Genomic DNA, 26,489 nt, shown 5'->3' with positions numbered 1-26,489 from the left:
CATTAGTATAAGTCACTTTTACAATAAGAAACAATAATTTTTTTATTATCGTGAGATAGGTCAGGGTTTCATCCCATCAAACGCCTCGTGCCATAGACATGGATGCACTTTTGCTGGCCTAATCGTGAATACTGTTCAACGGTTTCTGGTAACTGATCGACTGCCTGCAAAGTTTCCTCCCCATACAGCCCACTTTTTAAAATTCCCACTCGTCTATATATCCCTATTTGTTGTATACTTATTCTAGTAAATCTATGCACATTCGAAAGTGAGTGGAACTATATGGGTCGTAAATGGAATAATATTAAAGAAAAGAAAGCGTCAAGAGATGCAGATACAAGCCGTATTTACGCGAAGTTCGGGCGTGAAATCTATGTAGTGGCTAAGCAAGGCGAGCCTGACCCTGAATTGAATCAAGCGCTTAAGTTTGTAGTAGAACGCGCAAAAACATATAGTGTCCCAAAAGCGATTATCGACCGCGCGATTGAAAAAGCTAAAGGCGGTTCAGAAGAAAACTTTGACGAGCTTCGTTATGAAGGGTTCGGACCAAATGGCTCGATGGTTATTGTCGACACACTGACAAACAACGTCAACCGCACCGCATCGGAAGTGCGTGCTGCTTTCGGTAAAAATGGCGGCAATATGGGCGTTAGCGGATCCGTTGCCTATATGTTCGAAGCGACAGCCGTTATCGGACTTGAAGGTAAATCGGCGGACGACATTCTCGAACTGTTAATGGATGCCGATGTCGAAGTGCGTGATATTTTGGAAGAAGATGAATCCGTCATCATTTATGCGGCTCCCGACCAATTCCATGCTGTGCAGGAAGCTCTTAAAAGCACCGGTATTACAGAGTTTACCGTTGCGGAAATAACAATGCTTGCACAAAATGACTTGACTCTTTCCCCAGAAGCACAAGTACAATTCGAAAAAATGATTGATACACTGGATGATCTGGAAGATGTTCAACAAGTGCATCATAACGTCCACCTAGATGACTAATTGTAAATATTCGCTCTTTCATTCGTTCAAGTGTCATGCTATGCTACTCTTAGATTGACAATTTCATAACATATTCGACCATTAGGGGAATCCTTTAAAAGGACTGAGAAACGAGTTCCACTCCGCTACCCTTATCACCTGAACAGGTTTGAACCTGCGTAGGGAAGTGGCGTGTCTTCTTTTCAGTGCATTCAAATGCCGATGACAAACCACTTTCCATACCAGGAAAGTGGTTTTTTTGTATGAAAAGCGCAAGGCGCCGTCTAGCCCCGACAGGCATAAGTCAATCCGGCGACGTGGCGCTCTTTGTGGATGCCTCCGAGGGCACTGAAAAAGTCCGATTTCCTTCAATCCCGTTGATTTCCGTTCCGAGCGGACGCTTTCCGCGGGCACGGCTTCAGCCTCCTCGTCACTGCGTTCCTGTGGGGTCTTCCGCTCGCGCTATTCCCGCTGGAGTCGCCGCTCTCCACTACAATCAACTAGTTCTTATTATAATAAAGAACTTTTTCAGTGGCCTCCGATAAGCTAAAAAGAAGCCCGCTTTCAGTCTTATCGCTCCGGCTACCACGAAGACGCGCCTTCGCTGGATGGTCTATTTTAGAAAGCACACTTCATTATTGGGGATTAGACCTGCATCCTATAGTGCGTCTTTCTTCAATGAAGTTAGTATCAAATAGTAATCACATTATAATCCTAGTCTATACATCTCAAAATCCCTTTCAATAATGGAACACTCTAGCGAAGGCGCGGCAAAGGGGTAGCCGAAGCCCTGAGACTGAATGCGAAGCGCTTATCCAGGCTCATGGCGAGAGGCATCCCCAGAGCGCCAAGCGATATATAATCCGTACTCCAAAGCGGATTAAATGGGATTCTTTATTGCACTCGTATATATCTTTCAAAAAGGAGGAATTTGATGAAAGTGATTGCCGTAACAAATGACCGGATGGATAATACGCAATTGGTCAATACACTATTAAAAATCGAATCGGCTATCGACGCTGTCATCTTACGTGAAAAGTCCAAATCGAATTCGGAAGTGATTGATTTGATTCAACAATTAACATTCAATGGATTCGACAACACTAAAATCATCGTCCACAGTTCTATGGAAATCGCATCGAATATGGGGCTAAAAAAAGTGCAGCTCCCCGGACATATGCCACTATCAACCGCCAAAGCTGACTTCCCTGACCTTTCATTCGGCAAATCCGTCCATTCACTGGCGGAAGCAAAAGCCGCATATGAAGCCGGTGCTGATTGGCTTTTATATGGTCATTTGTTCAAAACGGGTTCAAAAGAAGGTTTGATTCCGCGCGGAACAATCGAACTTTTTCAAATGACTGCTTCACTTCCGATTCCGGTCTATGCAATCGGCGGTATTCAACCGCATCATCTTTTACAATTGAACCAAGGCGGAGTTTCAGGCGTTGCGGTGATGTCGTCGATTTTCGGAAGTGATAATCCCGAAGTTGCAGCAATTGCTTACCAGGAGGCAAGCTATGCCTCAAAACGTTGATGTAGCAATTATTGGTGGCGGTATTATCGGTTGTAGCATCGCTTATTACTTAGCGAAAGAAGGCTTGTCCGTACACCTTCTCGAACAGAATGAAATTGCGCAAGGTACTACCCGAGCAGCGGGAGGCATGCTCGGTGCACACTCTGAATACCTGAATGATATGTTTTATTCATTCGCGCGTGATAGCCAAGCACTGTATAAGAAATTCCACAATGATTTTGGAGACGATATCGGCTATACGACCGGCGGTATTCTCCAACTTGCCCGTTCGGATGAAGAACGGATTGCCTTATCTCGCTGGAATGATGCCGCCTATCTTTCAGCCGAGCAGGTTTGCAAACGTATTCCAAATGTCGCCCCCCCTACTTTCGGTGCTTATCTATTTGAAGATGATGTCCATGTTCATCCGGAAAAGGCTTGCCTCGCATTTTGTAAAGCAGCTAAAAAATTGGGAGCGGTTGTTTCAGAGCATTTTTATGTGAATAGCATTAAAGATTTGCATAACGCTTATCAGATAAGAAGTGGTTCATCCATGATTACCGCAAAACAAGTCGTCATTGCAGGCGGAGCAGCGAGTGCAAAGATCATTCCCGAACTTCAAATAACGACAGTGAAAGGACAATGCATGCAGCTCGATGCGATGGGTATGCAATTGCCTTATACACTTTTCCATAAAGGCTGTTACATTGTACCCCGCCCGGATGGAACACTTGTCGTCGGGGCGACGATGGAACAAGATGAATTTGATTTGCAGACGACGTATGCCGGAAACCTGGCACTAAAAGACATTGCCGAAGGTTTTATACCCGGCCTTTCCCGACTTCCTGTCCTGGCTAGATGGGCAGGCATGCGTCCGAAAACAGTTGATGATTTGCCATATATCGGACAGGTTCCCGGGAAAGAAAATATGTATATCGCGGCAGGTCATTTCAGAAATGGTATTTTATTGGCACCCGCTACCGCCAGTATGATTTGCGATATGATCGTCGGAAATGAAATAAACACGGAGCGAATGGATGCATTCAATCCGAAAAGGGGGATTTTTCATGGAACGAACAATCGAACTCAACGGCAACCGGTATGAGATTCCGGCAGAGGTTAGAAATATAGAGGAACTGCTACGTCACCTAGAACTTGCGGAACGCATTGTCATCGTCGAACTGAACAGGGATATTCTCGCGAAAGATGCCTATGACTTGCCTATCAACGACCGGGATCAAATTGAAATCATTCACTTTGTAGGAGGAGGATAATTATGCTGACAATCGGTAATAAAACATTTAACTCAAGACTACTTTTAGGGACAGGAAAATATCCGTCATTTGATGTACAAAAAGAGGCAGTGCGTGTGTCGGAATCGGAAATTCTGACGTTTGCAGTGAGGCGCATGAATATATTTGAACCGTCACAGCCGAATTTCTTGGAGCAACTCGACTTGTCGAAATATACATTGTTGCCAAACACGGCCGGGGCTAAAACAGCAGAAGAAGCTGTACGCATCGCGAAATTAGCGAAAGCGTCGGGACTTTGCGATATGGTGAAAGTTGAAATTATCGGCTGTGACCGGTCTTTGCTACCCGATCCTGTTGAAACGCTACGCGCGACGGAAATGCTGTTGGCTGAAGGTTTCATCGTCCTGCCATACACGTCGGATGACGTTGTGCTCGCCCGCAAATTATGCGAAATGGGCGTCCATGCAATTATGCCAGGCGCTTCGCCGATTGGATCAGGTCGCGGGATTTTAAACCCACTCAACTTATCCTTCATCATTGAACAATCCAATGTACCCGTTATTATCGATGCCGGAATCGGTTCGCCGAAAGATGCGGCATATGCAATGGAGCTTGGCGCGGATGGGGTTTTATTGAACACGGCGGTTTCTGAAGCTGGGGACCCTGTCAAAATGGCCCTTGCGATGAAACTGGCGATAGAAGCGGGAAGGCTTGGTTATGAAGCTGGACGTATGCCAGAGCGGGATTACGCGGTTGCAAGCAGTCCCACGGAAGGACTTGTAACCAATTGAGTGAAAGATATTCGCGCCAGGAGTTGTTCGCTCCGATTGGTGTAGAGGGGCAAAAACGGATCCGAGCTGCAAGTATTTTCATATTAGGGGCGGGTGCACTTGGTTCGTCCGGAGCCGAGATGCTCGTCCGTGCTGGCGTCGGGCGAATAACAATCGTCGACCGGGATATCATCGAATGGACGAATCTTCACCGTCAACAACTGTATACCGAGCAGGACGTCGTTGAACAATTGCCGAAAGCCATTGCAGCGGAGAAGCGATTGAAAGCGATTAATAGCGATGTCTTCGTGACGGGAATCGTTGCCGATGTGACCCCTAAAAACGTCTTTGACTTGATGGACGGACATGATGTCATTTTGGACGCGACAGACAATATTGAGACTAGATTGCTGGCAAACGATGCAGCGCTGAAACTCGGGATCCCTTTTTTCATGGGCGCCTGTGTTGGCAGTTATGGACTGACGTTCCCGATTGGGGTAAAAGAACATCAGCCTTGTCTGCATTGTCTACTGGAAACATTGCCTTCCCAGACATTGACGTGCGATACGGTCGGCGTTATCAGCCCGATTGTCGTAACAACCGCCGCCCGACAAGTTGCAGACTTATTGAAGTATATAACGGGAACACCGTTTGAGCCGAAGCTCGAATCTGCTGATTTATGGACCGGTGATCGCGCTTCAATGGGGGTTGCGAGTATGAAGAAAGCAGGCTGTCCAAGCTGTTCAGAAAATGCCGTATATCCCTTCCTTTCCGCCCGTGAATCAATGAAAACCGCAGTATTATGCGGACGTGATACTGTCCAGCTAACTTGGCCAGAAAGCAGAAAGTTTGAGCTTGTATCTTTTGCCGGTTCTATCCAAGGAACCGTCACGAAGTTAATCCACAATCCGCATCTCGTTGCCTGTGAATACAACGGGCACCGCATCGTTCTGTTCCGTGATGGCCGCATGCTCGTCCACGGAACGAAAGACGTTGTGATAGCGAAGAAGATTGCTGCAGGATTGCTCGGTTAATTGTTCTACTAAACAAAAAAGGGGAGAATCCATAGTATGTGGATTCTCCTTTGTTCACTTACCAAAATTTTTCATGCTATCCTGCAACTGAGCTATTCTCTTCATGCCGTCTTCCCTTGTACGTTTGTTTTCATCTTCAATGGCTCTCGTTTCCTCAAGCCCTTTTACGATTGTGCTCCAGCTTTCTTCAATCGTTTCGATTTTAATACTAGGTCCCCCTGCAGTACGGGCGATATCCACACTTTGTCTAGCAATATTCTGCGAGTTTTTCAGTAACATTTCATTTGTCCTTTTATCGAGTTCAGCCATGGAATCTGCTACTAGCTTTTGTCGTTTTGCAGAAACTGCCTGAATGATACCATTTTTGAATATTGGAATCGTTGTAATGAATGCCGAATTGATCTTCCCGATCAGTTTCGTATTACCACGTTGTAGGACTCGGAGTTGAGGAGCTGTCTGCAGTGCGACCATTCTCGCCATTTCAAGATCGTACACTCGCTCTTCAAGTGCCTGAATCGCATTATTCATAGTATCCAATTCCATCTGCGCTAACTGATCACCGCCAGCTGATCTTTGTTCAAGGGCCGGAACGAGCGCCCGCAACTCTTCGGATTTAATCTGCCCAGCTACAACATACTTTTCAAGTGCCATGTAATAGTTATAGTTTTGGTCATACATCTCATCCATATTTGTCGTTGAACGAATCATCTCGTCCTTATACTTTGAAATTTCGATGTTTATTCCTTCAATTTCCTTACCGAGCGATTGGTATTTGCCAAACACTTTTTCAATTAACTTATCCCCACGTTTGAAAAACTTCCCCATAAAACCTTTTGGCTCGTCAAAGTCATTTTTATCGAATTTATCCATCGTTTTTCCAAGTTTTCTCAACATTTCACCTGAATCAGTTACACTTGACGAACGCATAGAAGCCAATATACGGTCAGCAAAGGTAGATATTTCAACAGCCGGTTCTTTCCCGAATTCTAATAATGCATTCTGATTTCTCGTATCGATTGACCGGACTAAATTCTGCACTTCTGGATCCTGCCTTAACTCCAGGCGCATCATTTCTGCTTTGTTTTCCGTCAATACTTCTACTTCATAATTTTTCGTTTCTTCGATGACAATCAATCCCTTCATTTAAAAAATCGATTTAAAAAACCGCTTACAATTGAAAAATCCTTTTTACTCTCCTGATAGTGTAAATCGAACACCATATCTTCCAGCAAATGATGGTCAAAATACGCTTTCTCGATAAAGTGCTCTAAATCATTGTGACCAGGCGGATTGTATAATATAATATCAAGTCCAAACTCATTTACTAGTATTAATAATGCTGCATCCGCTCTTGATAATACGCCGTTAATTTCATTATTATATAAAACTATTTTCGGGATTTCCTGCGCATAATCAAACGTTTGTAATAGATTGGGCAGTTCTTCCGAAAGGTTTATGGCCTGGGTGAATAAGTAGAGAGACACTTGTTCCTGACTTTCCCCTGCGAGTGCCTTCAATTTAGGATTGGCACACATACGCGCAATTGCTGCCGCCAGTCCTAGTTGAACGCCATCATGAAGGTAACCATATTGCCACCAGTTGCTCTTCATCATTAGTTCCGGACTTAAACGACCATCTTTGCCAAGTGCATGCTGGTAATGATATTGGTTATTCGCATTTTTTTCCTGCATGAAAGGGAATTTTTTCACTATCATGCAATTTGGTTGGCTTGTGAGGTTATGCATTTTATCCCAATACTCTTTGCGGTTTGTAGAAACGCCCGAAATCTTCGCGAATATCGACGGAATCTTTACTTCGTTCCCGCTGGCCGAGAAGTTAGGTCTTATAAAGGCCTTTTCCTTCGCCAATAGGAAAATCTCATCGTATGTTGTTTTCAATGTGACTGACATGGGGAGATAATTGCGGAACTGCCACGGCTTATAATAGGCGGACCCTTCGTGGTGAAGCACGTGATCAATTTCTTTCGAAGCACGATATGCGACAGTCCCTTGCCGTTTCGGCTCTTCTTGTGGGAAAGGCTGGATCGTCATCGTTGTCGGGTATGCTGTAAAAACAGACCATTTGTTTTCCGGATCAATCTCTTTAAAATCGTCTTTTCCTTCAGGATGAAGTATGACAACATCCATCCCCAATAAAATTATATAAAACAGAAAATACATCTGACTTTTGCTCATATCCCCGTACCAGATAATATGTGGGACATCCTTTTCAATCGGGGTTCCCTTCACCCATGGATCGATGTGGTTCCACGTCCATTTGATAATATCGAGGAAAACGCGTCGAAATTCAGGATGCTGAAATGCACCTGAATGATTTTCTTTAAATCGTTCGAAAACGTCGATAAGCGCAGAGCGGATTAACCTGTTGAAATCATGATCTTTCCCGTATTTCGGGAGTAGTTGCGCACCATCCAAAAAGGCGACAAACCGGTTGATCGATAGATTCGGTTTTTCCTGAATTAAATCATAAATGCGTTGGATTGCTTGAAAGCGTTCCGACGGCATTGTTTTATCGAGTGTTTCAGATAATACATGCACGCCATTTGCTTGGCTCGCTGTGTATAATTCAATCATATACTCTGTTTCATCGAACCCTGATCCGACAATACGCGCAGCTATTTGACTGTATTGTACACTGTCTTTTTCAACTTTATAATCAGGGCGGTCGGGTATCGACTTACTCAGTTCGGTCGCCCAATTAGAATGCTCAACCTTCTCAAGTACCAGTTTCCTTATCATCTTCACTCCCCCCAATCACCTATTTTTATGCGTCAATGGAAGGGGCTTAGTCCGATGTCGTCAACGGATTTCAGGGATAGATTGGAACCGCTTCGAAAGAATTGTTTCAATGATTTCCTCCGATGCCAAAACTCCTGATTTTTGTGTCAGTCCAAGATGACCAAAATTAACTGCCGCTTCCCCGTGCCGTGGTATTAAACCGAATTTAGCCTGTTCAATTAAACAGACGTCAAGATTGGAATCGCCCGCTGTAAAGACCGTCTTCTTTCCTTCTTTCTCCGCGACATAGTTTACCGCATCCCATTTATTGATAAATGATGGAATGAAGTAAACCTTTCTGCCTTGAACAGAAAAGATCCAACCATACTCAGCTGCCCACTGTGATAAATCCTTGATGCGTTCAGGAGAGAGCGGCGGTTTGATAATCATGTATACAAAAAAACGATCTACCACGTGAATCATTTCCGTCTGTGAAGCTCCCGGAGTCTCTTCTATCTTCCGCTTTACATCTTCCACAGAAGCCATACTTCCATCTATTTTAGCACCGACATAGTCCTGCCATTGCAAATCTATATTTCCATCCTTTAGCACTACTGCGCCATTACTTGTAATCGCATATGTAGGACGGATTTCTTCACGAAATAGCGAGATTCGATTATACTGCTCAGCAGTTCTTGTCGTTACAGGAACAAACATCATTTCCTCAGACAGTTCGCGTAGGAGTGTAATCGCCTTTTCCGTCATAAAGGAAACTTCTTTTCCATTATATACTTCGACACATCGAACAGGTACACTCACAGGATTCCTGTCGAGGCGCCGGTTCGAATAAATAAGCGTCCCGTCTAAATCACTTGCAAACATCATAATTTTTTCTCCAAGGGTTTGATAAGTCCACAACAAGTATAAGTCATCTGTTCATAAACCTCCACGGGAACATCCCTTTCTTTTGCTAATTGGAAAATGTGTTTGAGCCGAGAGTCGTTCAAATCCTTCACTAAAATCTTCCACGGCAAGCGCCGTAAAAGGACACGTGTCGTCTCTCCAACGCCAGGTTTGATAAGGTTCATATCTTCAATTCCAAAGTGCTTTTGAATCGATGTGACCGTTTCTAGCCCTAGCCACGTCGGGGTCATGTCTGTGTTCTGCAAAGCTGCTTTAGTCGCTTCGATTAACTTCCCTACTGTTGCAAATTCCGCTGTGATCTCATCAATATAATAATTCGATACATCTTTATCACGAAGTTCCGAATAGACTTTCGCTCCATGAAAATCCGTCTCACCAATCCAATGACTGTTCAGTACCGTTCTACTAATTAAACCAGACACCGTAGAATTCAAACAAGCACTTGGGATTAGATAATCTTCCCGCGTCCCATATAGCGAGGAACAGTGACCCGGATCTGCCAAGACGACAAGTTCATCATCAAGCGTGACGCCATGTTTTTCTTTGAACGCTTCCACAGACCGTGTCAACTCTTTGGAAATAGCGCCTTTACCGGTCCACCCGTCGACAAAAACAATTTGCTTATCCGGATGGCAATTTGTAATAGAGAGCAACGCATTTTCATCGATGCCGCGCCCACGGATGATTGACACGCAATAATGAGGTAAATCCACTTTGTATTTCATCTGTATATACCGCTTCATCAGAATGCCAATTGGCGTCCCGGCCCTTGCAAGGGAAACAAGAACAAGTTCCTTACCCTTTTTCTCAACAAGTAGTTCCGAAATTGTACCGACTTCTGAAGCCACTTGTCGTTTTGAAGCTTGAAGTGACTCGTAAAACAGATCTAAATAAGCTGCTGTCGGTTCATATTCAACTGGTAACATTTCTGAATAATGAACTCCACCTTGAATAGCCTTTTCTCGTTCATCCAGACTTCTTTCTAGACTTACATCTGAAAGATCTTTCAATAGAAAAACGACATCTTCAGATGAATAACTCCCCGTCAGTATCTGCATCTTCTACTCACACCTTTCAAGTGAAGTCTACGACATGGATTACAGGTATTCCTTTGAACTGACGCAACATCGGTTCAAGTCTTTCGTCATCCATTGGACGTTCAAAAAACAAGAACACTTCATCGTATTCCATGCCGGACACATTATACGCATAGTTCATAACTGCTGGATCCTCAGGACTTTCGAAAGCCAACCGGTTTTTTATCGGATAGCCTTCCCGGTCTATCGGGTAAATCGGGCTCCTCGTCGTTGAATGATAAGTTACACCCTCGCCCATGTAAACAGCGGTTTTCATAGGAATATGCATGAATTCACCTGTACCAAGACATAGCGTCCTTTTTCCTGTTCTGTGTCTTTTCAAATACTCTCCTGCACTTTGACAATAGTCCTCAATTTCCTGTTTGTTGCTCGATGAAATACCGAACCTTCCAGTCAGTGCTGAATAATAGGGTCCGATTTTAAATCCAGAGGAATCCATTGATGAATGCATAATGTGAGGAAGAGGAACGGACAATGGCTGTAGATTGATTCGCTCAAAATTTGGTGTTCCACTATGCGACTCACCAACAACATCTGTACTCTCAGTTAAAACAGGTGTTCCTTCGACTTGAATTGTTCCCGTCATTAACGCATACGTCGTGATGCGAATGCCATGCAACTTCTCAAATTCCTTTAAACGCTGCTGATCTTCTTCACTCCGCCAATCCAGAAGGGATAATATCGTATATTCCTTACGTGGAAAACGCTTTTGAATGGATGCAATGATATTCAAAGCTGTATTACCTGTTGTAATCTCATCGTCCACTAGACAAATTGGTTGATCATTTTTCAAAGACTGCTCTGGGGCATAGCAACGCTGGTCTGTAGCGTGTGAATGTTCTTCTTCAAAGTAGAGGGTCACGTCTTGATCGACAAGCATTTCCCTTGTCGAATGAATGTAGACAGAGTCTGAAAAACAGTCAAAAACGCCATGACCGAGGGCCGTCGCCGTTTCCGCAAAACCGATGAAAATAACTGGCTCATCGAGTTGGAAGCGCAATTTCCGTACAATCTCATAGGCCGTTTGTAAATTCTTAGCAGAGCCATCCTTCATCGCTTCGATTAACTGTTCTTTTCCAGGTATTTGCTTAGCTGTCTTACCTTCATAATAAATGGATGCCAGTAATGCCGACGCAATCAATGGCACTTGAGGAGGGATAGGGATGTGCTTTCCAAGTACTTTGCTGACGAACAAAAAAGATCGTTTTTTATTAATTCGCGCGGCCATCTCATATAACGTTTCCGCCGGAAGTCCGAATGGATTTTGTTCGATTTGTACATGTACCTTCATGGAATCGCACACTTCATGCGTGTATTTATTCGGATAATAAATCGATGAATGTGATGTTTTCATTATACACCCCGTATATATCAGACTTAATCAATACTTTTTGTGCCCAGTATAAGTGGGGCTTAATCTCATTCATTTTGTTCATAAATTCACTTTTAAAAACACCTTTTTCACCAGTCGCCTGCTGAAAGATACTAAGCGCATCTGTATACTCTTCCTTAGTGACGACATACAATGCTTGGACAGGCAAGAGATGCGTAGGATGAATGATGGTTTTTCCAACTAAACCATTTGCTTTATCCAATAGGGTTTCTTGAATTAAACCGTCAAAGTCCTTTCGAATCAGTTCTTTTCTGAGCAAAAGCCCTTCCGAACCAAAGTTGGCTTGAAACGGTGTCGCACGTAACTGCGGTTTCAAGATGCGGCCATTTGAAGAAAAATGTTCCCATACAGGACCTGATACGACGAATCCATCATGTTGTCTGGAAAACAAGTTAACAATATCTGTAATCAGTTCGTTGACAATGGAAATCTCATAGACAGTCGTCTCACTATCCCTCCTCAACCCATAAAGCCCACATAAATCGGTTGCCCCGATACGGATATTCAGAATGAAATCAGCATATCGATCGACTATCTCTTTTAACTTTAACAACTCTTCCAATCGACGCTCCTTGTAAAGGACACTCGGTGACTCAAGAATTGGCATACCATATAGAACCGTATTTGCTTGCTCATTCAGCAAACGAAGCGCAGATAAGAAATCTTCCGCATTTTCTGAAGAAAACTTAGGAAACACAAAGCCAACAAGGTCTTCAAGTGAATCACCGAGCCGTCCCGCTATGTCTACCATCTGTTTTACACTTCTCACCCGGACAAAAATAAGCGGAGTTGTTTCTTCAGTAAGTCGACCGTCCTGAATTGCAGCACTAATCGTTTGCATATGAAGGATCAGCTTATTCTCAGCCTCTTCGACTTCATGATCCCCTATCGCATCTTCAAGACAGATGGCTATTGTGACAAGTTCTTTAAATTTGTTCGTAATAATGAGGTCAGCAATATCCAACCTTGTTGCAGGCATATACAACATTGCACCGAGACTGTATGACAGCCGTTGCTTATCGGTATGCTTCGTAACCGTCGCCGGCTGACGATAGAATAAATCGTCCACGCTTACAGCGGCTAAGTCATTAAAATACTTCAATTAGAGCACCAACCTTATTTATTTAGGGTAAAGAAAAAAGAAGGTACAAGCCTTCTTCCTCTTTTTATATTAAGTCATCCTACGCTGGTTCATAGTCGTGACCATGAAATTATACGTCTAGACCGTAGTTCCGACAAAGCGCTCCCAGACCTCCGGAGAATCCACTGGCGACCGCATTGAACTTCCATTCATTCTTATGCCTATAAAGCTCACAAAAAACAACTGCTGTCTCTATCGAGAAATCTTCTCCCAAATCAAAACGAAGCAATTCTTCTCCCGTAGCTTCATCCGCTAGACGAACAAAAGCATTTGTCACCTGCCCAAAGTTCTGGTTTCGCGCGTCTGCATCATGAACTGTAACCGTAATACCTATGCGGTCAACATAAGCAGGGATTTTTGAAAAATCAACAATTACCTGCTCGTCATCGCCATCTCCTTCGCCCGTCCGGTTGTCGCCTGTATGAATAATGGCGCCACTTGGATGCTTAAGGTTATTGTAGAAGATGAAATCATGATCATTCTGGCAACGATTGTTTACATCCACAAGAAACGCAGAAGTATCCAAATCAAACTCCTTGCCACCAGTATATTTATTTGTGTCCCAACCAAGCCCTATTACCCCTCTTACAAGACCTGGGTTCGACTTTGTTAAATCAATCTTTTGTCCCTTTGATAAACTAATCGCCATTTGAATCACTCCTGTCCATCATAATTGAACGAAGAAGCTCTATAACAAACGTCATCCATTATGATTAAGCCTGAAGTCCATAATCCTTAACAAGTGAAGCTAGACCACCCTGATAGCCACTGCCAATTGCACTGAACTTCCATTCACTACCATGTCTATACAATTCACCAACAACAACAGCTGTTTCAATGGAGAAATCCTCTCCAAGATCATAGCGGATCAACTCTTCACGGTTTGCATCGTTGACGATTCGTACATAGCTGTTTGAAACCTGTCCGAAGTTCTGATTGCGTGTCTCTGAATCATGAATCGTAATCGTGAATGCAATTTTTTCAACTGTAGCCGGCACATTTGCAAGATTGATATTGACTTGTTCATCGTCTCCATCACCTTCACCAGTTAAGTTATCGCCCGCATGAACCACGGAACCGTTTCCACCTTCAAGATTATTGAAAAAGATGAAATCCTTTTCGTCTCCACATTTGCCTGTTGCGTTTAATAAGAATATAGACGAATCGAGGTCAAAATCTTTCCCGCCGTCATATTTATTCGTGTCCCAGCCTAAGCCGATTGTTATGTTTGTTAGTCCTGGATTACTTTTCGTTAAATCGATTTTTTGCCCTTTGCTTAATGAAATAGCCATTTAAGTCATCCTCTTTTCTATTTTTATATTTTATGAATATCTTTTAACCATATCTGCCAGTCCTGCATCTGAAGATCCTGAACCAACCGCGCCAAACTTCCATTCACTGCCACTGCGGTAAATTTCCCCTACAGTTAAGCTTGTAGATCCTGCATAATTTTCGGACAAGTTGAATTTTAATAATTCCTCGTTATTCGAAGAATTCAGGACGCGGATAAATGCGTTTTCCACTTGACCAAAGTCTTGCTTACGTTTTACACAATCGTAAATGTTGACGACAAACACAAGCTTATTAACATTCGCGGGAACTTTATTCAAGTCAACAACCACTTGCTCATCGTCTCCATCGCCCTGTCCTGTAGTATTATCGCCTGTATGTACTACGCTACCACAGTTACTTTTCATATTACCAAAGTACACCAAGTTTTCTTTACCTAGAAACTTGTCGTCTTGAAGCATTATGACAGAGGCGTCGATATCCATATTAGAACCCCCGCTATTACCGCCGCCGAAAAGTCCGCCAAGTAATCCGCCGGATTTTTTCTGAATCGGATCCCAACCAAGTCCAACAACAATCTTCTCAAGGCCAGGATGACCTTTTGTCAAATCAATTTTTTGTCCTTTTTGTAAGATAATCGCCAAATTAATCACTCCTTCGTTTAATGGAAATCCCCATTATTATGCTGTAACAACTTCATTATTCATTTTACTACATCTGACACTGGACTACCAAAACAACGGCTATTAATAAGGATTTTCTTCGTCTGTGAACCGTGAAAGGAGAATAGTTAACATCGAGCTAACTCAATCCTCTCCTACTAGTAGGACGGTCGGTCATATAATTAGTTTCAAAAAAGGAAATCCCAATCACTTGGATTCCCTTAGATTTCCACTCCGCTGCTCATTTCAAACACATCAAAGACATTTTTGGTAAAGACGAGTGAAATGACTTTTCCTTCTTTTTCATAGAAGTGGATATTTCCTTTTCGCTCATCTTCAAGCTCGGTCCAACCCCACTTTTTAATTTCCTCCAAGTAATGTCTTGGAGGTTCTCCCTGTTCCCCGCCGATAGCCTTCAACTTGTACTTTGCTGATTTCGCAATTTCTGCTGTGCACGCTTCAGGTTTCAGCTCACTTGCATTTTTAGGAACCGGAAAACCCTGGTTAATGACCGCCATGCGATAGCCTTCTTCTGCGCTATACACATTCGAACAGCCTGCTATCACACCAACAATGAAAAGAAGCATGATTATCCGTTTCACTGCGTTATCTCCTCCACAAAAAGTCCACCATATATTATATCCATTTTACTAAAGGGGCAGAGACTTGTCACGGGACGTATTTATGACAAGTACGTCTATTCGTTAATGCCCCTACCACAACTAATGTCACTGGTGTATTTTGCTAAATCATAAAAGAGTCATCGAAAACCTGATCATATCTCGGCACTGAATACCATTTTCGAAAATTTCATCCTCGTAGTTGTCCGTGAAAAAGTCTTTGATAATAGCCTCCATACGAAATCCGCATTTCTGGTAAAATGCCAATTGATCGATGCTGGAATTACCCGTTCCCACTTCAAGCGTTTCACAGCCTAGCATCTTTGCAGTCAGGATTGCATCACGGATTAACTTCTGCCCAACCCCTTGACCCCGCTTTTGTTCATCTACTGCGATATTAATAATTTCCATCGTTGTATCACTCAACTTGACTAGCACATAGACACCGATGATTTTATTCTCTTCTTCAGCAACACGGCACTCACCATTGGCAATATATCTTTCTATCAGTTCCCACGATGGATCGGCAAAGAGGAGCAGATCCATGGGTGGCGTCTCATGCTTGCTCAATTTTCTGAATTTCATCCGCGGACCACCATCAAATTTATCGACTTTACGTTTTACCATCAGCCAACTATCCCGAAATTCCCCTTCATGCAGTTCATTTGCTGGCAGTAATTTTAACTTTTCAAAACCACATTTTTCATAACAATGTATTGCCCGTACGTTCCATATTTGCGGGTCCATTATAATCCGGTCCGCACCTTTTTCTTCAAGTAAGTACTTCACCATCGCTTGGACGAGCTCCGTTCCGATGCCTTTGTTCCAATAAGCTGACTCTCCTATGAACTGATCCATGCCATAGATCAGCTCCGCCGAATCGCCAAAGCCATAGACTTCTCTCTCATCTCCGTCAACTATGTAAAACTGGACATAACCGATTGGAATTCCGCTAAGTTCAACCAGGCATCTAGTCACATTCTCTTCAGTTTCAAAAAATTGCTGTTCCACTTTTTCAAGATTAAATGGATTGTCACGTCCTTCATAGTACTGTAGGATTTCTGGATCTGAAAGCCATTTCGAGAGAAGTACCTTATCAACCCTTTCCAATTCACGAACTTGCAAATTCCCCTCATTAATAATGAATGGCCTGGTTTTTTTCCTGCCTATTACATCTTCGACAAAACATAACTTCCCTTCAGTATACAAACTTTCATTATCCGGATACGTTGCGGCCAATTCTTTCTTCAACGTTTCATATTGTTTCGCAACGTAGGGGTGTTCATTTAAATAATCCCTGAAGAATGTATGTTTCTGCCACCAATCACCGCCATATTCTACAATATGAAGGACATGCGTTTTTGTCAGATCCTCTAGGTTTGTAAACTTAGCGTAAACAACTTTCCCCTCTAATTCCACACGACCAAGATGGTAATAACCAGCTTCTTTCAATCTCCTTTTATCAAATTTCGCTACATCATCCATTGATCGAACACCGACAAGAATATCTAGAATCGGCTTCGCGGCAATTCCTTTGATGGCAGTACTTCCCATATGTTCGATATCCACCACTTGCATTCCAATGGCCTCGCTTAATAATTCTTTTTCCTCAATGAACTTTTCTTCCCAGTCAGTAGCATGCGCTACTAATCTGACTTCACCTTTGTTCAGTCCTAACATATTCAACACTCCTCATTTGACAAAAATGGTTCATACATCGTAATCGCATGGTTTTCTGTAATGAATTCGTCATCGATGAGTTCGCCGTTCAGGTTGTACGCTTTCCTGTAAATCGTATTATGGCGCACATATCCACCCCATGATTCACGCGTGAAACTGTGGTCTTTTTCGTACACTTTGTAGGTTCGATTCGCCACCGTGGACGCACGCCATTCACCGACGAGCGAAGTGTCCGTCAGATAGATGATAAGCTGATACGATTCACTCGTTTCGTTCTTTAGTTGTAAATCAAGATAGTTATAGGCACATGTAGCACCACTGCCGAACGGCTGATTTCGTTTTGAATCCGGGAAGACGTCGTAACTGTGGCGGTAGCGTTCAGTAAGCGTAAGCGGTGTGTGAAGCGTCATCCAATATATCAGATTTGACAACTGACATAGACCCCCACCAACTCCAGTCGTCACTTGCCCGTAATGCAATATCATTCCTTCGACGTACCCTTTGCGCTTCGTCGTATTTCCTATCAAGCGCCAATAGGAAAATGTTTGTCCTGGCTTGAGTATAATTCCGTTCAATCGTTTTGCTGCTATCTTCAAATTCTTAATTTTATTGGTTTGTAATTCCATCTCGACATCTTTCAGTTGACGAAGTAGCGGCGTTCGGTGTTTGAAAACAACATGGTTCAATTTCTCCACCGACCGCTTCATTGCATACTTTTTCCCGTCCATGTACCACTCTGAATACCGTTTCAACCGATACACTTTCTTCCCGAAAAATATACGTATCTTACTGCGCTTTTTCGGCTTCAATGAATTCATCCACTTCATCCCCTCTTCATTACTTATTCTCTATTTAAATAGCTATGTCCTTTGGATTTTCTCAAAAATCGAATGCATTTCATCCTTATTTTACTGCAAGTCACCTTCAATTTGTTGCCAGTCACCGAAATCCCGCAGACAATAAGGCCCTTTCATCATACACTTTGATTACAAAGAATTTTCAGACGGAGGGATTGCAATGACAATTATCAAGGTTAGCAATTTGAAAAAAGCTTACGGAGCAAATGCTGTTTTAAAAGGTTTGGATTTTCAAGCACAAGAAGGTGAAATCATCGGGGTTATCGGAAAGAACGGGGCCGGTAAATCTACATTTCTTGAAATCATTATGACGATTAAACAATATGACGCCGGAACAGTGTACGTTTTCAATGAAGATATAAAGGCACTCTCAACTAACAAGCTGGAACGAGTTCGAAAACAAATATCCGTTGTACTGCAGCCGACACAGTTCTATCAGACACTGAAGGTGCAGGAGCTGCTGCGGTTATTTAAAGCGTATTACAAATCGCCCATCGACATTGAAACAATCATTGCCGATTTCAAGTTACAACCACATCGTAAAAAGTATTTCGATAAACTTTCCGGCGGTTGGAAACAGATTGTGAGTTTGGCCATCGCTTTTTTATCGCAACCCAAGCTCCTAATTTTGGATGAACCAACGACGGGGCTTGATCCACATATGCGCAATATTTTATGGACGTACATTACCGATTATAACAATCGTACGGGCGGGACGGTCATTTTAACGACACATAATATGGATGAAATTGAATTGTATTGCGATAAGGTGATGCTTATTGATAATGGAGTAAATGAAATCTTCGATACAACAGAAGGTATTTTAGAAACAGGCTATACATCCGTCAATGCATTTTATCTTGATAAAGTATCCATATAAGGGGGGAGAAAATATGTTAGCGACACAGTTAAAGTACGACTTACTCATGTTTTCAAGAGAATTGTTTTATTTGGTTTTCACGATTATCGTGCCGCCAGTAACGTACATTTTCCTGGGGCAATTGTATGGAGATCAGACATACGCAGGTAACTTGAGTTATGCACAAACGTATACACCATCGTTTATTTTACTAATAACATTCACCACCGTATTTTTTGCTTTCGGGTTCGACCAAGTGACGCATCGTGCAACGGGTGTCGAAAAGCGAATCAGACTCTCACCTGTTTCTAAAAATACACTTTTGCTATCAAGTATCGTTCGCTCCATCATAATTACAAGTTTCGGTTACCTATTCATTTATGCAATCGGTATGCTTGTGTATGATTTGCAGTTCCATGTATTGAATTTCATCACAGCCTATGGATTTTTCATCGTACTCAATGCCGCTCTTCTCCTAATTGCTTCTGCCATTTACGCTTTTTTCAACGAGGTGAAAAGTGCTTTGGTATTCTCCATTGTCATTTTCCAAGTTGTCATCTTCACTGGAGGATTTACGCTTCCAATCAATATGATGCCGAAATTCATCCAAGTCATTGCCGATTTCAATCCGCTCTATCATATGAATACGTTGTTCATTGCCATTTGGAATGACCGACTTATTTTTGACAGCGGCACGCTCATTTCCTTCGCCTATATTTGTTGTCTTGCCATTACCGCTTTGTTCGTTGTCAGTTTTTCAACAAAAAGACGCATTTGACAGACTTGCGTAAACAGATAAACTATTGTCGAGAGGGGTGTCTCGCAATGAAAGTATCATTGAACATTGATCGTGATTACGAAGAAACCAAAGTGACGATTGAATGCCCGGAACTGGACGATTCCGTGCAAGAAATTCTTGATTTTATCAAAGGTCAGGATACGGATTTTCTTGTTGGTAGAAACGGCGATATGCAGCACATTTTGAAGCCGAGTGATATCCATTATTTCCATACTGAAAAAGACAGCGTTGTCGCCGTGACTACTGCCGGTTCCTTTAAATTAAAAGAAAAGTTATATGAACTAGAAGCTATACTTCCTTCGACTAAATTCGTACGGCTATCCAAATCAGTTATTGCCAATCTCCATGAAATGAGCCGTTTTGAAGCTTCATTTAACGGAACATTATGTCTGTATTTCAAGTCGGGGGCAAAGGAATATGTTTCTAGGACATACGTCAATTCCATTAAAGATTCCTTGAAAATGAACAGGAGGAAAAGCGAATGAAAACCTTCTTATACAGAAGCATCATCGGTGTTTTCTTCGGTGCATTCATCGCTGTGATTCTGACCAATTCAGTTGTGTTATTCAGTGATATAGATATGCTGGACGGACAATTATTCTTGAAAAACTCGCTCGGCTCCATTTTCTGCGGCTGGTTTTTCACAGTTACGCCACTCTTTTTTGAAAATGTCGATTTACGATTGTCCCAACAAACCGCACTGCATTTTGCGACAGTGGTAATTCTGTATTTCGTTCTTGCATTTGGAATCGGTTGGGTTCCATTTACATTAAGAAGCTTTTTACTCGCATTGGGATTATTCATTGTATCCTACTCAGTATTTTGGTCTTCTTTCTATCTGTATTTCAGAAGCCAGGCGAAGAAGTTGAATGCGGAACTCAATGAGCTTTGATTCCACGTGAAAAGCCGTATCTGGTCATGACCAGTACGGCTTTTCACATCATATTTTCGACCAATCTGATTGCCATATACACAGCGATTCCCCAGACGACTAAAGCAGAGATTTTATTCAACAACGCCATCAGCTTGCCTGTCGAATCCAGCTTCCCGAAATAGCGCCCGGCCGTTGCAAGCCCGAAAAACCAAAGCCACGAAACGATGATTGTCGTCAGCGTGAATGCCATTCGTACATTCCCCGCGTAATTCAGTGAACTTGACCCGATAACTCCAATCGTGTCGAGGATTGCATGAGGATTCATTAAAGATACCGACGCTGCAAAGATGATTTGTTTCTTAGTTGAAAACCGCTCTCCATCTACCTTCATCGACATCGTGTCACTTCTCCATAAAACAAAACCTATATAGAGTAAAAAAAGAATTCCAATACTAAAAACAACATTTTCCAACCAGGCGAACGTCAATACTAGAAGTGAAACGCCTGATACCGCCGCCACAATCAAGAGCGTGTCACAAATCCCCGCTGTGACGACAACCGGCATGGCCCTCATAAATGTAGGTTGCAACGCTCCCTGATTGAATACGAACACATTTTGGACTCCTAACGGAACAATCAAGCCGAATGCCAGAATGATTCCGTGTAAAATCGCCTCAGTCACATTCCCACCCCATTCAATCTCTACCATTATCTATTCTCGATTGACAGGCTTTATCCTCTTTTTTCGCATGCGAAAAGCCGTACCAAGTTAACCTCGGCACGGCTTCTCTATTCTTAACTTATTTCGTTTTCTGTATAATAACAACTTTCAAATAATTGAATTCTGGGTAATCACGGTTGGTCCGGAAATCTTTTGGCAATGTCGATTCCTCAAGAATTTTGTACCTAGACCCTGCTTCATTGAATGCCTGTTCGATGAACGTTTTGAATTTCTTCATACCGAAACTCGCGTTGTTCGTTGACGCAACAATGATGCCGTTTTTCTCGGTAACCGCAATTGCTTCCATTAGCAATGCTGGATAGTCTTGCGCAGTACTGAACGTATATTTTTTAGTACGGGCAAAGCTTGGCGGATCTAGAATAACTAGATCGAACTTCAAATCATTTCGTTTTGCATAACGGAAATAATCGAAGACGTCCATTATTTTAATATCCTGTTGTTCATAATCGATCCCGTTTACACTGAACTGCTCAATCGTTTTTGCATTGCTGCGCTTCGCCAAGTCGACGTTTGTCGTCTTCATCGCGCCACCAAGGACTGCCGCAACAGAGAATGCACCTGTATACGAGAACGTATTTAAGACATTTCTACCCTCAGAATACTTGTCACGAATCGCTTTACGCATATCACGCTGATCAAGGAAAATTCCAGTCATTGCACCGTCATTCAAGTTGACCGCGAAATTCATACCATTTTCTTTGACGATAATCGGAAAATCGCCTTGCTCTCCTTTAACGAAATCATCCTGTTCGATGTATCCGCCTTTGGTATCATAGCGCTTCTTCTCATAAATCCCTTTGTAATCAATGATTTTATCGAACACGCTGTAAACATGATGCTTGAGCGAATAAATTCCTTCGCTATACCAACTCACCATAAAGTAGCCATCGAAATAATCGATTGTCAGGCCGCCGATACCGTCGCCCTCTCCATTGAATACGCGGAAAGCTGTCGTATAGGCATCCGCGAATAACGCTTCACGTCTCGCAAGTGCTGCTGCGATTCTAGATTCGAAAAAATCGAAATCAATTTCTTCTTCCTCTTTCCTCGTCAATACCCAACCAAGGCCTTTGTTTTGCAAACCGTAATACCCTTTTGCAACAAATCGACGGTCTTTATCCACTAATCGAACGATAGTGCCTTCCGTTGTAAGAACGTTGGCATTAATAATCGCATCTTTTAGAATTAGCGGATAGCCTTTTTTGAAATCTGCAATATTTCTTGCATTTACTTGTAAATCGACTGTTTTTGTCATATTGTCATCCTTACTTCACTGTTTTCCTTATTATCGCACGTTTTAGCAGGAATTGCGACAAACGCAATACATCGTAAGTATTGTCGAAACCCGTTTTGCTTACTAGTCCTTCAATAACGTTCTGGAATAAAGCAGCCCAACAACGCCAATGACAATAAACAAAATCGCACGAACTAGAATGGAAATACTCGACAAATCTACGATGAAAAGCTTGAGTACACAAACAACCAGGAGTACAGCACCGAAGACTTTAACATATTTCCAATTCAATTTCCCCCCTAGACTTATTGACAGGAATGCAAATGCGAATAGCAGGAATGTATGCGCGAATAAAACATAGTCCAAATCCCACTCATAGGCTTTCGTGAATGCAAAATACCATTTATTTATGAAGATAAAATAAATAACTTGCATAAAAACAGCTAGCTGCGGTGTCTCAAACTTCAGCTCTTTTAAAGTTAAATAGAAACGCTCCCTTATCATTGCCCGAATCATAACCGTTAAGGTCGCTCCATAAGCTAGCTGCACGAAGAAGTTAAACAAAAACTCGCCTTGGTTATAAAAAGAACCTAAACCTTGAAGCAGCATTCCTAAACTTGCTACTAGAAATAGAATGACTATTGCATGGGTCAAGTACAGGCCCTTACTCCATTTATAGACGTTATACATTGCGATTAGCACCACAAGCAACACAAATCTTTGAATATGAATGCCTGTTTCAAACGATACATAGACATTATCTAGCCCTAACTTTGTCAGCTCATAAATATATAGAAGAACAAACACTTGAGCGATGATCAAACTTTTATCAATCAATATCGTTTTCCCTTTTAAAATAGTTGGTTCAAATCGGTATAGCGAATAAAATATCCAACCGATTGTCCCGATAAAAATAAGCCAAACTGCATGTTCCAAAGACCAAAATCCATTTATTTGTATCGATGTCAGAACTACAGGTATCGTGAATAAGTAAACTACTGAACCTGTAACAATTGTCCGAAGCGTGTCATAACGCAAACCGACCCCTATTCCAATCGCCCCATTTAATAGCAGCAACATTAACACAACACGTTCATCTTCCATATTGAAGGATAGGATGAAAACAGTGACCGCAAGTACCGCAACTGCGGATAGAATTCCACGCAACACATGGTCCTTCTTCCAAATTGAATACACTGCAAGTGCAATATATAATGTTGCCAACATGCCATACACAGCGACTTCTTGCATTTGGTCAAGCAACTTTATCCAGCCCATCGTAAAGACAAAATTGGAGTAAAGGAGTGCTTCTGAGAAAACATCTCTTGAAATACGATTTTTAAAATAGAAGAATAGAATCCCACCATGCTGAATGAGCACCGTCACTACTAGTACGGACGCCTCCGCATTTACACCTTCAAGAAGTGTGAAAACCAGTAGTGTTACATGGAATAAGAAGAATGTTATATAGAAGCTATACTTTTGTTTTTGACTAAGGGATACATAAAACAGTGATAGAAATAATATTAGGATGTATGAACAGAATTGAACGGCAGTAGCACCCTCCCCTTCCAATAAAAATGGAAGTAAAAAACCTGCTATTCCTGAAAAAATGGTTAGCGTTTCTGATTTCATCTTTCTCGACAAAACTAGTCCTGCAATGATGTATGCTACACCTATTGTAAATGCGATCGTAAAGTTTAAATAACCATATAAAAGATGTGCCGCAAATGTGGTCAAGATTCCGAGCCCGATAAAACCGCCAAGCAATGTTAGACCAAACCCTATTTTTCCACCATTGTAGTAGCGCATCCCTAGAAAGTAGAGCAAAATCGTTCCTGCGTAACCCATTACGACTCGTACTGGATTGGTGATAAACCCATTATCCATTCCAACTTTCAGTCCCCATAAGACACCAAGCAGTAAAATAAACATAAATACACGCGGAAGCCAGTTGCTTAATGCTTTCTCAAGATTGAACTCTTTCCTAACTTTTTGCTGACTCGGATTTTCATCCCTAACTGGCTGCTTAGGCAAGCGTTCCATTACGGAGGCCAAATGTACCTTTTTCACTTCCTCCGTAGTGAAACTTGTTGCGGGTTTCATGTCCGCTAGTTGCCGTTTTAACGAGTCGACTTTCCCTTCTAGATCAGTTACTCTTTTTAGAATGCTCTTCATTTCTTCATCCAACTTAATCACTCCTTCCCCCGTTAGTAGTTTCACAGAGTAAATTTAAGTGAAAAAAGAGAGCTACTCCCGTTAGTTAGAAGTGCTCTCATACTAAATATATGTTTATTTAGGCAAGCAATCGGAACGCCAAACTTTTCCACATTCCCATACGGATAGGTGCGCGCTCTTGCTCCTGCTGATTTCTCGTCTGATTCAAATAGGTTTGTAAATCTCCTTCAAACAAACGTTCCAAACAAGGAAGCTGCGAGAAATGATGCGGTTGCACTAAACTTGGTGCGATATTGAACATTTGTAAATTGCCTTCATTTACAACCATCGCCACGAATTGCGAACAGAAAAATGCATGCTCACGCTGAATTCCTTTATTTACGGCAACACCAAATAATCCGATAAAATTATATTTATAAAGTTCTTTTTCCTGTTCAATCAAACGGATTTTATCGAGCATCCGTATATAGTCCTCCGCTGTGACTTCACAGCGATAAACTGCACACGTTGCTTGCCGAAATATTCCTTCTGATGCGCTTTCTTTCACAAACCCTCCGACGAAAGGATTATGCGGCTGTTTGCGCCCAAAACTGTACATTTCAATCAGCTCATTATCGAATGCAATCGATGTATGATTTAACTCTTTCCCCGTGTACATCCCAATCGCTTTTGACAGCAGGGTTCCTGTGTCAGTCAGCACGATATAGATGAATTTCTTCACTGTACCCAACCCCTTGCCGTTCTCTTATATCCATTATGTGCATTTCGGTCAGCAAATAAAACCGGCTGCGGATGGAAACTGTCTACGACCCGGGACCTACAGGGTAACGGGAATTCAAGACAGTTAAGGATTTTTTTATATCTATATCTATTATACGTCGAAACGAGCGATGGAGTTTCATCTATTTTAATCATTCGGTTTCCGAAGCAATTAACAATTAACATTAATTACTGCTCAATACTTGTTTGTCCGCAAATTTCCTTGCAATCATAGCGATGGTGATTGAGCTTGTAAACCCTATTACCACTCAAAAAAAAGCAGCACGAACAAATTGTCCCCGCTGCATTAACTGTATTGAGTTCTATTTATTCCCGGCGAAAACCACCATTGCGTCCCTCATAAACACCGCAAGCCCTTCGCCAAACTGGTCGATATTCTTTGTGAACCTTTCATCCGCAACATACATTTCACCAAGACCTTGGAATGCTTCCAATGAATAGCTTCCCATCTTATTCAAAAAAGTAAACCATTCACCAATTCCAGCCTGCGCTTCATCAGAAGATGGATCCATATGACGTATTTTCGCCAAGCTGAAGTAAATACGGTTCATTTCCTCCCCTAATTCTGGTCCAAACTGTGCAACTTTCTTATTCGATTCATCAACCGCCTCGTCACCCCAACGGCCCCTTGCTTCTTGTTCATATGGATTCTCACCGAAGTCAAACCCTTTAAACTTCTCTTCATTCGTCATTGCTATTTCCCCTCTTTCATGCTGAATTGTCTTCTCAATCGTTTCAATCATACCGTCAAGCTTAAGTCTCTTTTCAAGTAGCATTGTACGCTGCATTTCAAAAGCTTCCTGACGACTAAACCTAGGATTCGTAAGCAGTTCCTTAATCTTCTTCAAAGAGAAGCCAAGTTCGCGAAAGAACAGAATTTGCTGCAACGTCGCCAAGTTATCGTCCGAGTAAAGCCGGTACCCTGCTTCTGTTGTACAGTCCGGCGTTAACAAACCGATGTCATCATAATGATGAAGTGTGCGCACACTAACACCGGTCAACTGCGATACTTCTTTCACTTTCATCGCTTCTAGCCCCCCTTCAAAACTAACTATAAAGTATGACGT

27 protein-coding genes and 1 riboswitch are annotated in these 26,489 nt (G+C 42.3%); of the genes, 10 read left to right on the top strand and 17 right to left on the bottom strand.

Translation table 11 applies throughout. The annotated features are described in order from the left end of the window. Positions 1-282 precede the first annotated feature (282 nt). The 6 genes from AC25Y5_RS16400 to AC25Y5_RS16375 all read left to right on the top strand — a co-directional run bounded on the left by AC25Y5_RS16400 (position 283) and on the right by AC25Y5_RS16375 (position 5,554). Positions 283-1,002, top strand: coding sequence for a YebC/PmpR family DNA-binding transcriptional regulator (locus tag AC25Y5_RS16400; RefSeq protein WP_488141231.1), 720 nt, complete (start codon positions 283-285; stop codon positions 1,000-1,002). Between the two features lie 73 nt (positions 1,003-1,075). Next, a riboswitch (TPP riboswitch) is annotated at positions 1,076-1,184 on the top strand. 731 nt (positions 1,185-1,915) lie between these two features. After that, positions 1,916-2,518 (top strand): thiamine phosphate synthase, encoded by a 603-nt coding sequence (locus tag AC25Y5_RS16395; protein ID WP_488141230.1) that lies wholly within the window; start codon positions 1,916-1,918, stop codon positions 2,516-2,518. Then, positions 2,502-3,602, top strand: a complete 1,101-nt coding sequence (gene thiO, locus AC25Y5_RS16390) for a glycine oxidase ThiO (RefSeq protein ID WP_488141229.1) — start codon at positions 2,502-2,504, stop codon at positions 3,600-3,602. The genes AC25Y5_RS16395 and thiO overlap by 17 nt, the downstream gene beginning before the upstream one ends. Next, complete coding sequence (thiS, locus tag AC25Y5_RS16385) at positions 3,565-3,771, top strand: sulfur carrier protein ThiS (protein ID WP_482101516.1); 207 nt, start codon at positions 3,565-3,567, stop codon at positions 3,769-3,771. Before thiO ends, thiS begins: the two co-directional genes overlap by 38 nt. Beyond that, positions 3,768-4,541, top strand: a complete 774-nt coding sequence (locus tag AC25Y5_RS16380) for a thiazole synthase (RefSeq protein WP_488141248.1) — start codon at positions 3,768-3,770, stop codon at positions 4,539-4,541. The genes thiS and AC25Y5_RS16380 overlap by 4 nt, the downstream gene beginning before the upstream one ends. Next, entirely contained in the window at positions 4,538-5,554 is a 1,017-nt protein-coding gene (locus AC25Y5_RS16375) for a ThiF family adenylyltransferase (protein WP_488141228.1), read from the top strand. Before AC25Y5_RS16380 ends, AC25Y5_RS16375 begins: the two co-directional genes overlap by 4 nt. A 54-nt stretch (positions 5,555-5,608) precedes the next feature. Here AC25Y5_RS16375 and AC25Y5_RS16370 read toward each other — a convergent pair whose 3' ends face one another. The 12 genes from AC25Y5_RS16370 to AC25Y5_RS16315 all read right to left on the bottom strand — a co-directional run bounded on the left by AC25Y5_RS16370 (position 5,609) and on the right by AC25Y5_RS16315 (position 17,917). Continuing rightward, positions 5,609-6,625: a toxic anion resistance protein gene (locus AC25Y5_RS16370; protein WP_488141247.1), complete on the bottom strand. Its 1,017-nt coding sequence runs from the start codon at positions 6,623-6,625 to the stop codon at positions 5,609-5,611. A gap of 68 nt (positions 6,626-6,693) precedes the next feature. Then, complete coding sequence (locus AC25Y5_RS16365; RefSeq protein WP_488141227.1) at positions 6,694-8,313, bottom strand: YceG family protein; 1,620 nt, start codon at positions 8,311-8,313, stop codon at positions 6,694-6,696. Between the two features lie 60 nt (positions 8,314-8,373). Continuing rightward, positions 8,374-9,177 carry an HAD family hydrolase gene (locus AC25Y5_RS16360; RefSeq protein ID WP_488141226.1) on the bottom strand — a complete coding sequence of 268 codons (804 nt, stop codon included), beginning with the start codon at positions 9,175-9,177 and terminating at the stop codon, positions 8,374-8,376. Next, on the bottom strand, positions 9,174-10,274 hold the full coding sequence (locus AC25Y5_RS16355; protein WP_488141225.1) for a cysteine protease StiP family protein: 1,101 nt from the start codon (positions 10,272-10,274) through the stop codon (positions 9,174-9,176). Before AC25Y5_RS16355 ends, AC25Y5_RS16360 begins: the two co-directional genes overlap by 4 nt. A gap of 16 nt (positions 10,275-10,290) precedes the next feature. Continuing rightward, on the bottom strand, positions 10,291-11,667 hold the full coding sequence (locus tag AC25Y5_RS16350; protein ID WP_488141224.1) for a phosphoribosyltransferase family protein: 1,377 nt from the start codon (positions 11,665-11,667) through the stop codon (positions 10,291-10,293). Continuing rightward, on the bottom strand, positions 11,630-12,808 hold the full coding sequence (locus AC25Y5_RS16345; protein WP_488141223.1) for an HpcH/HpaI aldolase/citrate lyase family protein: 1,179 nt from the start codon (positions 12,806-12,808) through the stop codon (positions 11,630-11,632). Before AC25Y5_RS16345 ends, AC25Y5_RS16350 begins: the two co-directional genes overlap by 38 nt. Before the next feature lie 109 nt (positions 12,809-12,917). After that, positions 12,918-13,496 (bottom strand): TerD family protein, encoded by a 579-nt coding sequence (locus AC25Y5_RS16340; protein WP_488141222.1) that lies wholly within the window; start codon positions 13,494-13,496, stop codon positions 12,918-12,920. A 64-nt stretch (positions 13,497-13,560) separates the two neighbouring features. Beyond that, a complete protein-coding gene (locus AC25Y5_RS16335; protein WP_482101524.1) occupies positions 13,561-14,139 on the bottom strand; it encodes a TerD family protein in 579 nt (192 codons plus the stop codon). Between the two features lie 30 nt (positions 14,140-14,169). Further along, on the bottom strand, positions 14,170-14,781 hold the full coding sequence (locus AC25Y5_RS16330; protein ID WP_488141221.1) for a TerD family protein: 612 nt from the start codon (positions 14,779-14,781) through the stop codon (positions 14,170-14,172). A 239-nt stretch (positions 14,782-15,020) separates the two neighbouring features. Continuing rightward, positions 15,021-15,401: a hypothetical protein gene (locus tag AC25Y5_RS16325; protein ID WP_488141220.1), complete on the bottom strand. Its 381-nt coding sequence runs from the start codon at positions 15,399-15,401 to the stop codon at positions 15,021-15,023. A gap of 147 nt (positions 15,402-15,548) precedes the next feature. After that, positions 15,549-17,099, bottom strand: a complete 1,551-nt coding sequence (locus tag AC25Y5_RS16320; RefSeq protein ID WP_488141219.1) for a GNAT family N-acetyltransferase — start codon at positions 17,097-17,099, stop codon at positions 15,549-15,551. Between the two features lie 2 nt (positions 17,100-17,101). Next, positions 17,102-17,917: a VanW family protein gene (locus AC25Y5_RS16315; protein ID WP_488141218.1), complete on the bottom strand. Its 816-nt coding sequence runs from the start codon at positions 17,915-17,917 to the stop codon at positions 17,102-17,104. Between the two features lie 199 nt (positions 17,918-18,116). Here AC25Y5_RS16315 and AC25Y5_RS16310 point away from each other — a divergent pair, with 199 nt between their 5' ends. From AC25Y5_RS16310 to AC25Y5_RS16295, 4 genes are read left to right on the top strand one after another with little or no spacing between them, the layout of a single operon-like run. Continuing rightward, a complete protein-coding gene (locus tag AC25Y5_RS16310; protein ID WP_488141217.1) occupies positions 18,117-18,836 on the top strand; it encodes an ABC transporter ATP-binding protein in 720 nt (239 codons plus the stop codon). Positions 18,837-18,849: 13 nt separating this feature from the next. Continuing rightward, complete coding sequence (locus tag AC25Y5_RS16305; protein WP_488141216.1) at positions 18,850-19,593, top strand: ABC transporter permease; 744 nt, start codon at positions 18,850-18,852, stop codon at positions 19,591-19,593. 47 nt (positions 19,594-19,640) lie between these two features. Then, positions 19,641-20,099 carry a LytTR family DNA-binding domain-containing protein gene (locus tag AC25Y5_RS16300; protein ID WP_488141215.1) on the top strand — a complete coding sequence of 153 codons (459 nt, stop codon included), beginning with the start codon at positions 19,641-19,643 and terminating at the stop codon, positions 20,097-20,099. Beyond that, positions 20,096-20,506, top strand: a complete 411-nt coding sequence (locus AC25Y5_RS16295) for a DUF3021 domain-containing protein (RefSeq protein WP_488141214.1) — start codon at positions 20,096-20,098, stop codon at positions 20,504-20,506. The genes AC25Y5_RS16300 and AC25Y5_RS16295 overlap by 4 nt, the downstream gene beginning before the upstream one ends. Before the next feature lie 43 nt (positions 20,507-20,549). On the opposite strand, the gene AC25Y5_RS16290 is transcribed toward AC25Y5_RS16295, so the two are convergent. The 5 genes from AC25Y5_RS16290 to AC25Y5_RS16270 form a co-directional block, all read right to left on the bottom strand. Further along, a complete protein-coding gene (locus AC25Y5_RS16290) occupies positions 20,550-21,170 on the bottom strand; it encodes a LysE/ArgO family amino acid transporter (protein ID WP_488141246.1) in 621 nt (206 codons plus the stop codon). Between the two features lie 118 nt (positions 21,171-21,288). Next, positions 21,289-22,485, bottom strand: a complete 1,197-nt coding sequence (locus tag AC25Y5_RS16285) for a class I SAM-dependent rRNA methyltransferase (RefSeq protein WP_488141213.1) — start codon at positions 22,483-22,485, stop codon at positions 21,289-21,291. A gap of 102 nt (positions 22,486-22,587) precedes the next feature. Then, positions 22,588-24,654, bottom strand: coding sequence for a DUF2339 domain-containing protein (locus AC25Y5_RS16280; RefSeq protein WP_488141212.1), 2,067 nt, complete (start codon positions 24,652-24,654; stop codon positions 22,588-22,590). Between the two features lie 106 nt (positions 24,655-24,760). Beyond that, complete coding sequence (locus tag AC25Y5_RS16275) at positions 24,761-25,363, bottom strand: hypothetical protein (RefSeq protein WP_488141211.1); 603 nt, start codon at positions 25,361-25,363, stop codon at positions 24,761-24,763. Between the two features lie 361 nt (positions 25,364-25,724). After that, entirely contained in the window at positions 25,725-26,447 is a 723-nt protein-coding gene (locus AC25Y5_RS16270; RefSeq protein ID WP_488141210.1) for a MerR family transcriptional regulator, read from the bottom strand. Positions 26,448-26,489 lie beyond the last annotated feature (42 nt).

Source organism: Sporosarcina sp. Y1011, from assembly GCF_057669885.1.
This window is presented reverse-complemented; position numbering and strand designations above follow the sequence as displayed.

Excerpts from the sequence above, each read along its gene's own strand:
- AC25Y5_RS16350 (WP_488141224.1), bottom strand. The coding sequence starts at position 11,667 with ATGAAAACATCACATTCATCGATTTATTATCCGAATAAATACACGCAT.
- AC25Y5_RS16335 (WP_482101524.1), bottom strand. The coding sequence starts at position 14,139 with ATGGCTATTTCATTAAGCAAAGGGCAAAAAATCGATTTAACGAAAAGT.
- thiS (WP_482101516.1), top strand. The coding sequence starts at position 3,565 with ATGGAACGAACAATCGAACTCAACGGCAACCGGTATGAGATTCCGGCA.
- AC25Y5_RS16305 (WP_488141216.1), top strand. The coding sequence starts at position 18,850 with ATGTTAGCGACACAGTTAAAGTACGACTTACTCATGTTTTCAAGAGAA.
- AC25Y5_RS16315 (WP_488141218.1), bottom strand. The coding sequence starts at position 17,917 with ATGAATTCATTGAAGCCGAAAAAGCGCAGTAAGATACGTATATTTTTC.
- thiO (WP_488141229.1), top strand. The coding sequence starts at position 2,502 with ATGCCTCAAAACGTTGATGTAGCAATTATTGGTGGCGGTATTATCGGT.
- AC25Y5_RS16395 (WP_488141230.1), top strand. The coding sequence starts at position 1,916 with ATGAAAGTGATTGCCGTAACAAATGACCGGATGGATAATACGCAATTG.
- AC25Y5_RS16300 (WP_488141215.1), top strand. The coding sequence starts at position 19,641 with ATGAAAGTATCATTGAACATTGATCGTGATTACGAAGAAACCAAAGTG.
- AC25Y5_RS16340 (WP_488141222.1), bottom strand. The coding sequence starts at position 13,496 with ATGGCGATTAGTTTATCAAAGGGACAAAAGATTGATTTAACAAAGTCG.
- AC25Y5_RS16400 (WP_488141231.1), top strand. The coding sequence starts at position 283 with ATGGGTCGTAAATGGAATAATATTAAAGAAAAGAAAGCGTCAAGAGAT.
- AC25Y5_RS16355 (WP_488141225.1), bottom strand. The coding sequence starts at position 10,274 with ATGCAGATACTGACGGGGAGTTATTCATCTGAAGATGTCGTTTTTCTA.
- AC25Y5_RS16310 (WP_488141217.1), top strand. The coding sequence starts at position 18,117 with ATGACAATTATCAAGGTTAGCAATTTGAAAAAAGCTTACGGAGCAAAT.
- AC25Y5_RS16285 (WP_488141213.1), bottom strand. The coding sequence starts at position 22,485 with ATGACAAAAACAGTCGATTTACAAGTAAATGCAAGAAATATTGCAGAT.
- AC25Y5_RS16370 (WP_488141247.1), bottom strand. The coding sequence starts at position 6,625 with ATGATGCGCCTGGAGTTAAGGCAGGATCCAGAAGTGCAGAATTTAGTC.
- AC25Y5_RS16365 (WP_488141227.1), bottom strand. The coding sequence starts at position 8,313 with ATGATAAGGAAACTGGTACTTGAGAAGGTTGAGCATTCTAATTGGGCG.
- AC25Y5_RS16360 (WP_488141226.1), bottom strand. The coding sequence starts at position 9,177 with ATGATGTTTGCAAGTGATTTAGACGGGACGCTTATTTATTCGAACCGG.
- AC25Y5_RS16320 (WP_488141219.1), bottom strand. The coding sequence starts at position 17,099 with ATGTTAGGACTGAACAAAGGTGAAGTCAGATTAGTAGCGCATGCTACT.
- AC25Y5_RS16270 (WP_488141210.1), bottom strand. The coding sequence starts at position 26,447 with ATGAAAGTGAAAGAAGTATCGCAGTTGACCGGTGTTAGTGTGCGCACA.
- AC25Y5_RS16295 (WP_488141214.1), top strand. The coding sequence starts at position 20,096 with ATGAAAACCTTCTTATACAGAAGCATCATCGGTGTTTTCTTCGGTGCA.